General features: G+C 64.5%; 6 protein-coding genes, 2 rRNA genes and 1 pseudogene. 4 read left to right on the top strand and 5 right to left on the bottom strand.

Annotated features, from left to right (window positions below; genetic code table 11):
• Positions 1-3: 3 nt before the first annotated feature.
• Together H9L41_RS10665 and H9L41_RS10660 are read right to left on the bottom strand one after the other, a co-directional pair.
• Complete coding sequence (locus tag H9L41_RS10665) at positions 4-810, bottom strand: alpha/beta fold hydrolase (protein ID WP_028445910.1); 807 nt, start codon at positions 808-810, stop codon at positions 4-6.
• 66 nt (positions 811-876) lie between these two features.
• A complete protein-coding gene (locus tag H9L41_RS10660; RefSeq protein ID WP_265583999.1) occupies positions 877-3,177 on the bottom strand; it encodes a putative bifunctional diguanylate cyclase/phosphodiesterase in 2,301 nt (766 codons plus the stop codon).
• A 338-nt stretch (positions 3,178-3,515) separates the two neighbouring features.
• Here H9L41_RS10660 and mfd point away from each other — a divergent pair.
• From mfd to H9L41_RS10645, 3 genes and pseudogenes are all read left to right on the top strand, one after another.
• Positions 3,516-6,955 (top strand): annotated as a pseudogene (mfd, locus tag H9L41_RS10655) (transcription-repair coupling factor).
• 167 nt (positions 6,956-7,122) lie between these two features.
• Positions 7,123-7,575 (top strand): peroxiredoxin, encoded by a 453-nt coding sequence (locus H9L41_RS10650; RefSeq protein WP_028445908.1) that lies wholly within the window; start codon positions 7,123-7,125, stop codon positions 7,573-7,575.
• A gap of 79 nt (positions 7,576-7,654) precedes the next feature.
• Positions 7,655-9,067 (top strand): PhoH family protein, encoded by a 1,413-nt coding sequence (locus H9L41_RS10645; protein ID WP_028445907.1) that lies wholly within the window; start codon positions 7,655-7,657, stop codon positions 9,065-9,067.
• A gap of 66 nt (positions 9,068-9,133) precedes the next feature.
• Here the strand turns inward: H9L41_RS10645 and H9L41_RS10640 are convergent, their stop codons facing one another.
• Positions 9,134-9,994, bottom strand: coding sequence for a purine-nucleoside phosphorylase (locus tag H9L41_RS10640; RefSeq protein ID WP_308419639.1), 861 nt, complete (start codon positions 9,992-9,994; stop codon positions 9,134-9,136).
• Positions 9,995-10,417: 423 nt separating this feature from the next.
• Here H9L41_RS10640 and H9L41_RS10635 point away from each other — a divergent pair, with 423 nt between their 5' ends.
• Complete coding sequence (locus tag H9L41_RS10635; protein ID WP_028445905.1) at positions 10,418-11,455, top strand: adenosine deaminase; 1,038 nt, start codon at positions 10,418-10,420, stop codon at positions 11,453-11,455.
• A 198-nt stretch (positions 11,456-11,653) separates the two neighbouring features.
• Here the strand turns inward: H9L41_RS10635 and rrf are convergent.
• Positions 11,654-11,767: ribosomal RNA gene (gene rrf, locus H9L41_RS10630) — 5S ribosomal RNA — on the bottom strand.
• 145 nt (positions 11,768-11,912) lie between these two features.
• Positions 11,913-14,773: ribosomal RNA gene (locus tag H9L41_RS10625) — 23S ribosomal RNA — on the bottom strand.
• Positions 14,774-15,101 lie beyond the last annotated feature (328 nt).

Genomic DNA, 15,101 nt, shown 5'->3' with positions numbered 1-15,101 from the left:
CGATCAGCCCGCGCCGCCCTGCCCCAGCCGCGCCAGCATCGCCTTCACCGCATCGGCGGCCTGCGCCGGCTGCTCGAACGGGAACAGGTGGCCGCCCTCGAAGCGCTCGGTCAGGATGCCGAAGTGGCGCCGCATATGGTCGATGTCGCCCGGCCGCACGTATTCGGACGCGTTGCCGCCGATGAAGCCGGTCGGCACCTTGAGCTGGCCGCGGTAGCGCGGGAAGTCGTGCGGCAGGCCGACGTAGATGCGGTATTCGATCTCGCGCTCGAAGCGCAGCCGCACCCCCTCGCCGGCCGGCACCGTGCCGGCCGCCACGTAGTCGCGCAGGCAGTCGGGATCGAAGCCGGCGAACATGCCGCGGCCCTCGAAATGGCGCACCGCGTGCTCGCGGCTCGGCCATTCGTGCCGCCGCGTGCGCGAGCCGCCGCCGGGCGTCAGCCGTTCGATGAAGCCGAAGCGCTTGCCCAGCCACAGGAGGGTCGAGACGCGGCGGCAGAAGATCGGCGAATCGAGCAGAACCACGGCGCGGAACAGCTCCGGCCGCCGCACCGCGCACAGGAAGGAAAGGAAGCCACCGAGCGAATGGCCGACCGCGATCACCGGCTCGCGGTAGCGCCGCGCGATGTAGTCGAGCGATTCCTCGACCAGGCCGGGCCAGCAGTCGGTCACCGGATAGCGCGGGTCGTGGCCCAGCGTGTCGATGTAGCCGATGTCGTAGCCGGCCTCGAAATGCTGGAGGAACTTGCGGTAGCTGCTGGCCGGGAAGCTGTTGCCATGCGAGAAGTGCAGCGGGATCGGGGTCGGCATTTGAACAAGCAAGCGGTTGCTTGATATGAAGCCGACATTGTAGGCCGGAACCACGCAGGTCGGAATTTATTCCGCCGGCGTCCTTGCCCGGAGCCTCTGTCGGAATAAATTCCGACCTGCCGACCTACCGCTCGTCAGCAACGACCCTTGCATGCCGCCGCGCCGAAGTCGCCGGAATGCACCGTCAAACCCGCTCCTGCCCCACCGGCCCGGCCCGGCCGTCAGCAGCCGGTCGGCCGCCAGCCGCTTCTCCAGCGCCTGTGCCGGCTGCGGCCGGCCCAGCAGATAGCCCTGCACCAGGTCGCAGCCGGCGGCGCGCAGGAAGTCGAACTGGTCGACCGTCTCGACGCCCTCGGCCACCACCTTGAGCCGCATCTTGCGCGCGATGGCGACGATGGCCTCGGTGATCGCCAGGTCGTCGGCGTCGTGCGGGATGCCGGCGACGAAGCCGCGGTCGATCTTGAGCTGGTCGAGCGGGAATTGCTTGAGGCTGACCAGCGAGGAATAGCCGGTGCCGAAGTCGTCGATCGACAGCGCCACCCCCATGTCGCGCAGCCGGTCGAGCAGGATCACCGCTTCGTTCGGCTTCTGCATGATGGTGCTCTCGGTGATCTCCAGCTCCAGCATGGCCGGCGGCAGGCCGCTGCGCTCGAGCGCGGCGCGCACCGTGTCGAGCAGGCTGTCGTCGAACTGGCGCGCCGACAGGTTGACCGCGACGTGCTCGAGCCGGTGGCCGGCGTCGAACCAGGCACGACCCTGGCGGCAGGCCTCGAGCAGCACCCAGGCGCCGATCGGCACGATCAGGCCGTTCTGCTCGGCCAGCGGGATGAAGGTGGCCGGCGGCACCAGGCCGAGTTCCGGATGGCGCCAGCGCAGCAGCGCCTCGACGCCGACGATGGCGCCGCTGGCGGCCGAGACCTGCGGCTGGTAGTGCAGCTCGAACTCGCCGCGATCCAAGGCGTGGCGCAGGCTGTTCTCCAGCAGCAGGTGCTCGAAGGCCTGGGCGTTCATCTCCTTGGAGAAGAACTGGTAGGTGTTCTTGCCGCGCTCCTTGGCGCGGTACATCGCCACGTCGGCGTTCTTCAGCAGGGTCTGCGCGTCGGCGCCGTCGCCCGGGTAGATCGCCACGCCGATGCTGGCGGTGACGAACATCTCCTGGTTCTCGATCACGAAGGCCTGCGCCATCGCCTGCCCGATGCGCTCGGCCACCTCGGCCGCCACGTCGACCGAAGGCAGGTTCTCGAGCACCACGGTGAATTCGTCGCCGCCGAGGCGGGCGACCAGGTCGCGCGTCTTCAGGTGATGGCGCAGCCGCTCGGTGGCGGCCACCAGCAGCCGGTCGCCGGCGCCGTGGCCCAGCGTGTCGTTGATCGCCTTGAAGCGGTCGAGGTCGAGGAACAGCACGGCCAGCAGCGAATGCGATTCGCGCGCGCGGCGGATCTCGGCTTCCAGTTCGGTCAACAGGCCGCTGCGGTTGAGCAGGCCGGTCAGGCCGTCGTGGTTGGCCAGGTAATGCAGCCGCGTCTCGGCTTCCTTGCGGCTGGTGTAGTCGGTGAACACGCCGACGTAGTTGATGATGCGGCCGCCCTGGTCGCGCACCGCCGAGATCGACATCCACACCGGGTACCAGCTGCCGTCGGCGCGGCGATCGCGCATCTCGCCCTGCCAGTGGCCGTCCTGGGCCAGGTGGTCGAGCATTTCGCGGTTGAGCTCGGCGCGCGAGCCCTGCCCGGCCAGCATGCGCGACAGCCGGCCGACCGCCTGCTGCGCCTCGTAGCCGGTGATGCGGGTGAAGGCCGGGTTGACCGCCACGATGCGGTTGTCGGCGTCGGTGATCAGGATGCCCTCGGAGGCCGACTCGAACACCTGCGCCGCCAGCCGCGACTGGCGGTCGGCCTCGACCTGCTGGCTGACGTCGATCGCCACCCCGATCACGGCCGGGCGGCCCTGGTATTCGAACAGCCGGCCGTGCGCCTCGACCCACAGGTAGCTGCCGTCACGCCGCCGCGCGCGGTAGGTGTAGCGCACGCTGTCGACCTCGCCGCTGAGCCGGCGGCGATGGTTCTCGCGCAGCAGCATCAGGTCTTCCGGCGCGGTGAAGGCATCGACCGGCAGGCCGATCATCTGCCCGGCGTCGTCGTAGCCGAGCGTGCGGTAGAGCATGGGATTGACGTAGGCCAGCACGCCGTCCTGCACCACGTAGAGGCCGACCTGCGACAGCTCGACGAAGGCCTGGAACTTGCGCTCCTCGTCGCTCGAGGCCCGGCCGGCGGCTCGCACGGCGACGAATGCGACGAAGCCTGCCGCACCAAGGGCGAGCAGGCCGGTCAACCAGAATGGAAGCTGCGGCGCGACCATGACGGCCATGCCGACGGCTGCGCCCGGCAACAGGGCACGCCGCAATCGGGAGGTCTTCTCCATCGCGCTCTTTTGGTTTGGGGCGGCAGGAGCGTACCGGTCCCAGGATTGTTAAGGCGTCTGTATCCGATCGATTGTAAGTGAAATGCCAAGCATTGCCAGGACCGCGCAAACCCGCATGCAGACGTCATTGCAGCGGTTTCGGCAAGCCGCCTGCCCTGCGGGCCTCCGGCGTCCGCGCACGCAGCACCGGCGGCGCTTATCCACACGGCCGGCCGGGGCGGCGGCGTATAATCGCCGCCTTCGCCCGGTCCCCACCGACACCTCAAGCCAGGTCACGCATCGCCATGTCGTCGTTGTTGCCCCTCCCGCCCCTGCCCCCCGCCGGCCAACGCACCCGCCTCGCCCTGCCGGCCGGTTCGAGCGACGCCGCCCTGCTGGCCGAGCTGTCGCAGCAGAGCCGACCGCTGCTGGTGATCACCGCCGATGCGCAGCAGGCCGTGCGCCTGCGCGACGAGATCGCCTGGTTCGCGCCCGGCCGCACGGTGGCGCTGCTGCCCGACTGGGAGACGCTGCCCTACGACAGCTTCTCGCCGCACCACGACCTGATCTCGGAACGGCTGGCCACGCTGTGGCAGATCCGCCAGGGCCAGGCCGAGGTCATCATCGTGCCGGCCCAGACCGCGCTGATGCCGCTGCCGCCGGTCGAGTACCTGACCGCCTACACCTTCCTGCTCAAGGCCAAGACCCGGCTCGACGTCGAAAAGCTGCGCGCCGACCTGGCCTTCGCCGGCTACAGCCACGTCACCCAGGTCTACGGCCCCGGCGAGTTCTCGATCCGCGGCGGCCTGGTCGACCTGTTCCCGATGGGCTCGCCGCTGCCCTACCGGCTCGACCTGTTCGACGACGAGATCGAGACGATCCGCACCTTCGACGTCGACACCCAGCGCAGCATCTACCCGGTGCCCGAGATCCGCCTGTTGCCGGCGCGCGAGTTCCCGCTCGACGACGGCGGCCGGACCAAGTTCCGCTCGCGCTTCCGCGAGGTGTTCGAGGGCGATCCGAGCAAGTCGCGCATCTACAAGGACATCTCCAGCGGCCTGATCCCGCCCGGCGTCGAGTACTACCTGCCGCTGTTCTTCGACCACACCGCCACGGTGTTCGACTACGTCGGCGGCGAGGCGCTGCTGGTGCAGCACGGCGAGCTGATGCAGGCGGCCGAGCGCTTCTGGGCGATACCCAGAGCCGCTACAAGATGCTGGCCGGCGACCGCGACCGGCCGCTGCTGCCGCCGGCCGAGCTGTTCATCGCGGTCGACCGCTTCTTCACGCTGATGAAGCCCTACCGCCGGATCGAGCTGACGCCGGCCGGCCCGGCGGTCGAGAACGCCGCCGAGACCGCCTGGCGCGAAGCGAGCGCCGCGCTGCCCGACCTGCGCGTCGACCGCCGCGCCGACAATCCGGTCGCCAAGCTGGCCGGCTTCGTCGCCGCCTTCCCCGGCCGGGTGTTGCTGCTGGCCGAATCGCTGGGCCGGCGCGAGACGCTGTCGCAGTACTTCGCCGAATACGGCCTCAAGGTCGCCGCCTGCGAGACCTGGGCCGAGTTCGAGGCCGCCGGCGCGCGCGTGATGCTCGGCGTGTCGCCGCTGGCCGGCGGCTTCATCGCGGCGGCGGCGACCGTGGCCGTGATCACCGAGGCCGACCTCTACGGCCAGGCCTCGACCGCCAGCCGGCGCAAGGCGCAGAAGCGCAGCAACGCCGAGGGCATGCTGCGCGACCTGTCCGAGCTCAAGGTCGGCGACCCGGTGGTGCACGAGCAGCACGGCATCGGCCGCTACCAGGGCCTGATCAGCATGGACCTGGGCGAAGGCGCCACCGAGATGCTGCTGCTCGAGTACTCCGGCGGCGACAAGCTCTACGTGCCGGTGGCCCAGCTCCACGTCATCAGCCGCTACGCCGGCGGCAGCGAGGAAGGCGCGCCGCTGCACAAGCTCGGCTCGGGCCAGTGGGAAAAGGCCAAGCGCCGCGCCGCCGAGCAGGTGCGCGACACCGCCGCCGAACTGCTCAACCTGTATGCCCGCCGCGCCGCGCGCGAGGGCTACGCCTTCGGCTTCAAGGTGCACGACTACGAGGCCTTCGCCGCCGGCTTCGGCTTCGAGGAGACCGCCGACCAGGCCGCCGCCATCGAGGCGGTGATCGCCGACATGACCTCGGGCAAGCCGATGGACAGGTTGATCTGCGGCGACGTCGGCTTCGGCAAGACCGAGGTCGCGCTGCGCGCTGCCTACGTCGCGGTGGCCGACGGCAAGCAGGTGGCGGTGCTGGTGCCGACCACGCTGCTGGCCGAGCAGCACTACCAGAACTTCGCCGACCGCTTCGCCGACCTGCCGGTGCGGGTGGCCGAACTCTCGCGCTTCCGCAACAAGAAGGAGATCGACGCCGCGGTGAAGGGCATGGCCGAGGGCAGCATCGACATCGTCATCGGCACCCACAAGCTGGTGCAGGACGGCGTGAAGTTCAAGAACCTCGGCCTCGTCATCATCGACGAGGAGCACCGCTTCGGCGTGCGCCAGAAGGAACAGCTCAAGGCGCTGCGCAACGAGGTCGACGTGCTGACGCTGACCGCCACTCCGATCCCGCGCACGCTGGCGATGAGCCTCGAAGGCCTGCGCGATTTCTCGGTGATCGCCACCGCGCCGAGCCGCCGGCTGGCGATCAAGACCTTCGTCGCCAACTGGAGCGACGGCGTGATCCGCGAGGCGGTGCTGCGCGAGCTCAAGCGCGGCGGCCAGGTGTTCTTCCTGCACAACGAGGTCGACACCATCGAGAACATGCGCGAGAAGCTGACCGCGCTCTTGCCCGAGGCGCGCATCGGCGTGGCGCACGGCCAGATGCGCGAGCGCGAGCTCGAGCACGTGATGCGCGACTTCAACCAGCAGCGCTTCAACCTGCTGCTGTGCACCACCATCATCGAGACCGGCATCGACATCCCGAACGCCAACACCATCATCATGAACCGGGCCGACAAGTTCGGCCTGGCGCAGCTGCACCAGATGCGCGGCCGGGTCGGCCGCTCGCACCACCAGGCCTATGCCTACCTGCTGGTGCCCGACGTGAAGTCGCTGACGGCCTCGGCGGCCAAGCGGCTGGAGGCGATCCAGGCGATGGAGGAGCTCGGCTCGGGCTTCTACCTCGCCATGCACGACCTCGAGATCCGCGGCGCCGGCGAAGTGCTCGGCGACGACCAGAGCGGCGAGATGCAGGAGATCGGCTTCTCGCTCTACTCGGCCATGCTGAACGAAGCAGTGAAGGCGCTGAAGAAGGGCGTCGAGCCCGACCTCAACGCGCCGCTCGGCGTCGCCACCGAGATCAACCTGCACGCGCCGGCGCTGCTGCCCGACGACTACTGCCCCGACGTGCACGAGCGGCTGGTGCTGTACAAGCGGCTGGCCAACTGCGAGACGGCCGACGAACTCGACGACATGCAGCAGGAGCTGATCGACCGCTTCGGCCTGTTGCCGCCGCCGGCGCGCATCCTGCTCGACTGCCACCGGCTGCGGCTGATCGCCAAGCCGATGGGCGTGCTCAAGCTCGACGCGTCGGACGCCGCGATCTCGGTGCAGTTCGCCGCGCAGAACGCGATCGACCCGATGAAGATCATCAAGCTGATCCAGCAGAAGCGGAACTACAAGCTGGCCGGCCAGGACCGCCTGCGGGTCGAGACCGCCCTGCCCGATCCGGCCATGCGCGCGGCGCGGGTGAAGGAGCTGCTGTTCGAGCTGACCTAGGCCGTGCTCCCGGGCTGCATACATTCCGCAACATGCGCGCGCGAAGATAGCGCATTCCAAAACAAGCACTTCGCCGCAAGCCGCCCCAGAGCTGGCGTAGCGGCGGGAACGACCGGCTTGTACGACCGGTCTTTTTTCACCAGAATCGACTCAAACCGGAGGACGTAATGACCGCAGTACCCGAGCTGAACCTGCCGATGACCGGCAACCAGGCCTTCGACACCGCCGCCCTCCGCGGCACGCGTTACGTGCTCTATTTCTACCCCAAGGACAACACGCCCGGCTGCACCACCGAGGGCGGCGACTTCCGCGACAAGCACGATGCCTTCCTCGCCGCCGGCTGCAAGGTGTTCGGCGCCAGCCGTGACAGCATCAAGTCGCACGAAGGCTTCAAGGCCAAGATGGGCTTCCCGTTCGAACTGGTGTCCGACCCGGACGAAACGCTGTGCGAAGCCTTCGGCGTGATGAAGATGAAGAATATGTACGGCAAGCAGGTGCGCGGCGTGGAACGCAGCACCTTCGTGGTGGACGAGGAAGGAGAGATCGTGCGCGAGTGGCGCGGCGTCAAGGTGCCGAACCATGTCGACGAAGTGCTAGCCTACGTTGAGAGCCTGAAATGACCGAAACGCCCGTCCGCCCCGACGGGCGTTTTGCTTTTGTGATCCCCGCTTCGTGATCCCACCCGACCAGAGGAAGCCCATGGCCGCCCGTAAAGCCCCCGCCAAGCAATCCGCGACCAAGCTGTTCGTGCTGGATACCAACGTGCTGATGCACGACCCGACCAGCCTGTTCCGTTTCGAAGAACACGACGTCTGCCTGCCGATGGTGACGCTCGAGGAACTCGACGGCCACAAGAAGGGCATGAGCGAAGTCGCTCGCAACGCCCGCCAGGCCAGCCGCTTCCTCGACGACATCGTCAGCGGCAAGGAGAGCGAGATCGTCCGCGGCGTGGCGCTGTCCGGCCCGTCCAAGGGCATGGCCAGCGGCAGCCTGTTCCTGCAGACCCAGGCCACCCGCGTCGAGCTGCCGGCCGACCTGCCGGTCGGCAAGGCCGACAACCAGATCCTCACCGTGGTGATGGAACTGGCCCAGCAGCATCCCAAGCGCGAGGTCGTGCTGGTGTCCAAGGACATCAACATGCGCATCAAGGCCCGTGCGCTGGGCCTGGCCGCCGAGGACTACTTCAACGACCAGGTGCTCGAGGACACCGACCTGCTCTACACCGGCGTGCGCGAGATCGACCAGGAGTTCTGGGAGAAGAACGGCAAGGACATGAAGAGCTGGCAGGAAGGCGGCCGCGCCTATTACCAGCTCAAGGGCGGCGACTGCGCCAGCCTGTTGCTCAACCAGATGGTGTGGCAGGAGGCCGAGAAGCCCTTCCTCGCCATGGTCAAGTCGGTCGAGGGCAAGACCGCGGTACTCGAGTCGATCAAGGACTACAGCCATCCGAAGAACGCGATCTGGGGCATCACCGCGCGCAACCGCGAACAGAACTTCGCCATCAACCTCTTGATGAACCCGGACATCGACTTCGTCACCCTGCTGGGCCAGGCCGGCACCGGCAAGACGCTGCTGACGCTGGCGTCGGCGCTGATGCTGACGCTGGAGGAGAAGCGCTACACCGAGATCATCATGACCCGCGTCACCGTGCCGGTCGGCGAGGACATCGGCTTCCTGCCCGGGACCGAGGAGGAAAAGATGGCGCCGTGGATGGGCGCGCTCGAGGACAACCTCGACGTGCTGAACCAGACCGACGGCGAATCGGGCGAATGGGGCCGCGCCGCCACGCGCGACCTGATCCGCTCGCGCATCAAGGTGAAGTCGCTCAACTTCATGCGCGGCCGCACCTTCCTCAACAAGTTCCTGATCATCGACGAGGCGCAGAACCTCACTCCCAAGCAGATGAAGACGCTGATCACCCGCGCCGGTCCCGGCACCAAGGTGGTCTGCCTCGGCAACATCGCCCAGATCGACACGCCCTACCTGACCGAGGGCAGCTCGGGCCTGACCTACGTGGTCGACCGCTTCAAGGGCTGGGGCCACTCGGGCCACGTCACGCTGCAGCGCGGCGAGCGCTCGCGGCTGGCCGACCACGCGGCCGAAGTGCTGTAGCCGGGCTTGCCGCCTCGCAAGGCCCGCCTGCCGGATCCGGCGGCGGGCCTTTTGCATGGCCGCGCATCAGTGCGTGGGCACGCCTTCGCGCCATTCCGGCCAGCGCGCCACCAGGTCGCGCACCCAGGGCATGCCGGCGCGATAGAGGTTCTCGGTCGAGATCGGGAAGCCGCCCGAATCGGCCTTGAGCGAGGCATAGGCGCTCTGGCCCGGATAGGGCCGGTCGAAATTGGCGCCGGTGCGCAGTACCGCCAGCCGCCGCACGTCGAGCCGGCCGGCCTGCTGGCCGCGCAGCAGCGCGTTGTAGGTCGCGTTGTCCTCCTGCTGGGTGGTGCAGTAGTTGCCCTCGCCGTCGCTGAGCAGCTTGGTCCATTCGCGCGCATGCTGGCCGAGCCGATGGCCGTGCCACCAGGTATCGCCGGCCAGCGTGTCGCACTGGATCACGCGCGGCGGCTGGCTCGCCGCCCGCTCGCGATAGAGCCGGCGATAGGCGCGCGCCTTGTCGCTGTCGGCCAGCACGGTGCCGGCGCTGAGCGCCAGCACGCGTTGCAGCAGCGCCTCGTCGAGCCGGAATGCCTCGGTCCGGTAGTCGAAGGCCGGCTTGTCGCCCGGCCCCTTGCTCATCACGCCGAAGTAACCGGTCTTCCAGCCGGCCGGCGCCTCGCGCGGGTCGATCTCGTGGGCGATGCCGAAATCGACCAGCCAGCGCGCCCAGGCAGCCGAGCCGAGCGTGCCCTGGGCCGGATCGATGCCGGCAATGCCGGCGATCAGGAAGTAGCTGCGGCGCAGATCGAGCTGCGGCGCCAGCGCGACCGCCAGCGTCGAAGCCGCGGCATTGGCATGGCCCATGCCGGTGGTCAGCAGGCAGACGTCGTCGGCATTGCACAGCAGCGCCGGGTAATCGGCCGACAGGCCGGCGACCGGCACCTTGTCGACCAGGTTCAGCGGCTTGATCCACGGCTCGGCCTCGGGCCGAACATGCTGATGATCAGCAGCTTGACCGGGCGCGGCGCCGTGGGGGAATCCGCGGCGCGGCCGGACGCGGTAGCGGCCAGGGCGGCCAGGGTTGCTGCCAGCAGTGCAGTTCGCTTGTGCATGGTTTTCTCCTCGATTCGATTGTGGGTATGGGATGGCGAGTCTCCGTCGCCAAGCCGGGCCTGCTGCGGCACCCGGCACGGTAAATCACAATGGCATGAAAGTCGGCGGCGGCGCAGCATGGCGGGAATGCTCGTCATCGGCGGCGGCATGCCACGGCGATGTCCCGTCCACGGCTCGCCGGCAGGGCCTATCCTGCATAGGTGGATCGCGCCGCCCCGACAGCGATGCCGCAACCGATTCCGGGAGATTTTCATGGCCACCTCCGCCTCCACCGACGATGCCGCCCTCGCCTTCGCGCTCGCCTGCCCCAAGGCCGAGCTGCACGTCCATATCGAGGGCACGCTCGAACCCGAGCTCGCCTTCGCGCTGGCCCAGCGCAACGACATCGACTTCCCCTATGCCAGCACCGATGCGCTGCGCGCCGCCTACGATTTCAGCGATCTGCAGTCGTTTCTCGATCTCTACTACGCCTGCGCCGACGTGCTGCGCTGCGAGGCCGACTTCCACGACCTGATGCTGGCCTACCTGCGTCGTGCCCACCGGGACGGCATCGTCCACGCCGAAATCTTCTTCGACCCGCAGACCCATACCGCACGCGGCATCGGCTTCGAGACGGTGCTGAACGGGCTCGAAGCCGGCGCTGCCACCGCGCAGGCCGAATGCGGCATCAGCAGTCGATTGATCCTCTGCTTCCTGCGCCACCTGAGCGAAGAAGACGGCTTCGCGACGCTGGCCCAGGCCGAACCTTACCTGGCCCGTATCCATGGCTTCGGCCTCGACTCGAGCGAACGCGGCCATCCACCGGTCAAGTTCGAGCGCCTGTTCGCCCGCTGCCGCGCCCTGGGCAAGCCGGTCGTCGCCCATGCCGGCGAAGAAGGTCCGCCGGACTACATCTACCAGGCACTCGACCTGCTCGGAGTGAGCCGCATCGACCACGGCGTGCGGGCCAGCGAAGACCCGGCGCTGCTGGAGCGGCTTGCGCGCGAGCAGATCGCGCTGACCGTCTGCCCGCTGTCGAACGTGCGCCTGCGGGTCTTCCCGCAGATGGCGATGCACACGCTGCCGCAGCTGATCGGCGCCGGCCTGAAGATCACGCTCAACAGCGACGACCCGGCCTATTTCGGCGGCTATCTCGGCGACAATATCCGCGCGGTACAGGCGGCGTTCGGCTGGGATGCGAAGACTTGGTACGGATTGGCGCGCAACAGCCTGGAGGCGAGCTTCGCGGACGAATCGGACAAGGCGGCCTGGATTGAACGGCTGGACAGGGCTTATGCGGAACTGCGATGACTGACAGTTGATTGCAGCGTGAATAGAAAAAAAGCCCCGCATGATCCCTGCGGGGCTTTTCCTTTAACGGCTACAGGTGCTGAAACCCATCGATCACGCGGATTCAGATTCCAATCGCTGCCAATACATATCGCAAATCCGGAAACGAAATAGCAAAACAAAACGCCCCGAACATCAGTTCGGGGCGTTCTAGAGGGAGCCTGGCGATGACCTACTTTCACACGGGTATACCGCACTATCATCGGCGCGACGTCGTTTCACGGTCCTGTTCGAGATGGGAAGGCGTGGGTCCAACGTGCTATGGTCGCCAAGCATTAACTTGGGAGCCCGATCAACTCTCTGATCAGCACTCATATTCGTTCGGCCGGTATCTCACCAGCCTCACATGGAAGAAGTAACTCTTTAGGTTGACCGACTCGACCTCGCAAACCCTGCCCTCTCAGGCATCTTGGGTTATAGGATCAAGCCTCACGGGCAATTAGTATCGGTTAGCTTAACGCATTACTGCGCTTCCACACCCGACCTATCAACGTCCTGGTCTCGAACGACCCTTCAGGGGATCAAGTCCCCAGGGAAGTCTCATCTTAAGGCAAGTTTCGCGCTTAGATGCTTTCAGCGCTTATCTCTTCCGAACTTAGCTACCCGGCGATACGACTGGCGTCATAACCGGTACACCAGAGGTTCGTCCACTCCGGTCCTCTCGTACTAGGAGCAGCCCCCTTCAAACTTCCAACGCCCACTGCAGATAGGGACCAAACTGTCTCACGACGTTTTAAACCCAGCTCACGTACCACTTTAAATGGCGAACAGCCATACCCTTGGGACCGGCTACAGCCCCAGGATGTGATGAGCCGACATCGAGGTGCCAAACTCCCCGTCGATGTGAACTCTTGGGAGGAATCAGCCTGTTATCCCCGGCGTACCTTTTATCCGTTGAGCGATGGCCCTTCCATACAGAACCACCGGATCACTATGTCCTGCTTTCGCACCTGCTCGACTTGTCAGTCTCGCAGTCAAGCATCCTTATGCCATTGCACTATCAGTACGATTTCCGACCGTACCTAGGATACCTTCGAGCTCCTCCGTTACACTTTGGGAGGAGACCGCCCCAGTCAAACTGCCTACCATGCACGGTCCCCGATCCGGATGACGGACCTAGGTTAGAACCTCAAACACACCAGGCTGGTATTTCAACGTCGGCTCCACGAGAACTAGCGTCCCCGCTTCAAAGCCTCCCAGCTATCCTACACAAGTCTGTTCAAAGTCCAATGCAAAGCTACAGTAAAGGTGCACGGGGTCTTTCCGTCTAGCAGCGGGGAGATTGCATCTTCACAAACATTTCAACTTCGCTGAGTCTCGGGTGGAGACAGTGTGGCCATCGTTACGCCATTCGTGCGGGTCGGAACTTACCCGACAAGGAATTTCGCTACCTTAGGACCGTTATAGTTACGGCCGCCGTTTACTGGGGCTTCGATCAAGAGCTTGCACCCCATCACTTAACCTTCCAGCACCGGGCAGGCGTCACACCCTATACGTCCACTTTCGTGTTAGCAGAGTGCTGTGTTTTTAATAAACAGTCGCAGCCACCTTTTCACTGCAACCCCATCGGCCTTCGCCTGTACAGGCTACAACCTACCGGGGCACACCTTCTCCCGAAGTTACGGTGTCAATTTGCCGAGTTCCTTCACCCGAGTTCTCTCAAGCGCCTTAGAATTCTCATCCTACCCACCTGTGTCGGTTTGCGGTACGGTCAATCTGTAACTGAAGCTTAGCGGCTTTTCCTGGAAGCAGAGCATCAACCACTTCGTCTGCAAGCAGACTCGTCATCACGCCTCAGCTTAGTCTCGCGGATTTGCCTACGAGACACGCCTACACGCTTAAACCGGGACTTCCAACACCCGGCTGCCTAGCTTTCTCCGTCCCCACATCGCATTACAGATTGGTACGGGAATATTAACCCGTTTCCCATCGACTACGCATTTCTGCCTCGCCTTAGGGCCGACTCACCCTGCGCCGATGAACGTTGCGCAGGAAACCTTGGTTTTCGCGACAGGGACTTTCACCTGTTTATCGCTACTCATGTCAGCATTCGCACTTCCGATACCTCCAGCAGACTTCACAATCCACCTTCGCAGGCCTACGGAACGCTCCTCTACCATATGCCTTACGGCATATCCTAGCTTCGGTTCATAGTTTGAGCCCCGTTACATCTTCCGCGCAGGACGACTCGACCAGTGAGCTATTACGCTTTCTTTAAATGATGGCTGCTTCTAAGCCAACATCCTGGCTGTCTATGCCTTCCACCTCGTTTTCCACTTAACTATGCATTTGGACCTTAGCTGAGGGTCTGGTTGTTTCCCTTTCGACACCGGACGTTAGCACCCGATGTCTGTCTCCCACGCTCGCACTTTCCGGTATTCAGAGTTTGCCATGGTTTGGTAAGTCGCGATGACCCCTAGCCATAACAGTGCTTTACCCCGGAAGTGATACGTGAGGCACTACCTAAATAGTTTTCGAGGAGAACCAGCTATTTCCAGATTTGTTTAGCCTTTCACCCTATCCACAGCTCATCCCTAGTTTTGCAACACTAGTGGGTTCGGTCCTCCAGTGGGTGTTACCCCACCTTCAACCTGGCCATGGATAGATCATCTGGTTTCGGGTCTACACCCAGCAACTGAACGCCCTATTCGGACTCGCTTTCGCTACGCCTCCCCTACTCGGTTAAGCTCGCTACTGAATGTAAGTCGCTGACCCATTATACAAAAGGTACGCAGTCACCCCTTACGAGGCTCCCACTGTTTGTATGCATCCGGTTTCAGGTTCTATTTCACTCCGCTCCCGCGGTTCTTTTCGCCTTTCCCTCACGGTACTGGTTCACTATCGGTCGATCACGAGTATTTAGCCTTGGAGGATGGTCCCCCATCTTCAGACAGGATTTCACGTGTCCGCCCTACTTCTCGTACGCTCAGTACCACCGATCGCTTTTCACATACGGGCTATCACCCACTATGGCCGGACTTTCCATTCCGTTCTGTTAAGCGTTCGACTATCACGTACAGGCTCTTCCCCTTTCGCTCGCCACTACTGGGGAATCTCGGTTGATTTCTTTTCCTGCAGCTACTTAGATGTTTCAGTTCACTGCGTTCGCCTCTCATACCCTATGGATTCAGGTATGGATACCCTTGCGGGTGGGTTTCCCCATTCGGACATGCCCGGATCAAAGCTTCATTGCCAGCTCCCGAGCCTTTTCGCAGGCTTGCGCGTCCTTCATCGCCTGTGATCGCCAAGCATCCACCAGATGCACTTATTCGCTTGACCCTATAACCTAAAATGCCTAAGCATCGATTACAGGTGTTTGCGATGCCAGATCCATTCTTTCGAACGATCCAGCTGTCGATACAATCAACCCATTGCAGTCCTTTACAACTCCCCAGGCAACTTTCATCGCCCAGTTCGTCATTGAACTACATTGGTTACTTCTTCCATTTTTTTAAAGATCAAGTACAGACTTTCGTCCATTCGGCCAAGAAGCCAAACAATAAAATACTCCGCCATGCGACTCTCGTCGCAACGCTCAATATTCTCTTGTCTGGACTCTCGTTCCTGTCCACATCCTCCCGTTCCGCTTTCCAGCCCGGCAACGATG

It is taken from the genome of Chitinimonas koreensis (assembly GCF_014353015.1).
GTDB classification, from domain to species: Bacteria; Pseudomonadota; Gammaproteobacteria; order Burkholderiales; family Chitinimonadaceae; genus Chitinimonas; species Chitinimonas koreensis.
The sequence above is the reverse complement of the archived record's forward strand: the minus strand, read 5'-3'. Positions and strand labels throughout refer to the sequence as shown.

What these genes read in the sequence shown, in the direction of transcription:
- H9L41_RS10645 (WP_028445907.1), top strand. Translation starts at nt 7,655, where the DNA reads ATGGCCGCCCGTAAAGCCCCCGCCAAGCAATCCGCGACCAAGCTGTTC.
- H9L41_RS10660 (WP_265583999.1), bottom strand. Translation starts at nt 3,177, where the DNA reads ATGGCCGTCATGGTCGCGCCGCAGCTTCCATTCTGGTTGACCGGCCTG.
- H9L41_RS10650 (WP_028445908.1), top strand. Translation starts at nt 7,123, where the DNA reads ATGACCGCAGTACCCGAGCTGAACCTGCCGATGACCGGCAACCAGGCC.
- H9L41_RS10635 (WP_028445905.1), top strand. Translation starts at nt 10,418, where the DNA reads ATGGCCACCTCCGCCTCCACCGACGATGCCGCCCTCGCCTTCGCGCTC.
- H9L41_RS10665 (WP_028445910.1), bottom strand. Translation starts at nt 810, where the DNA reads ATGCCGACCCCGATCCCGCTGCACTTCTCGCATGGCAACAGCTTCCCG.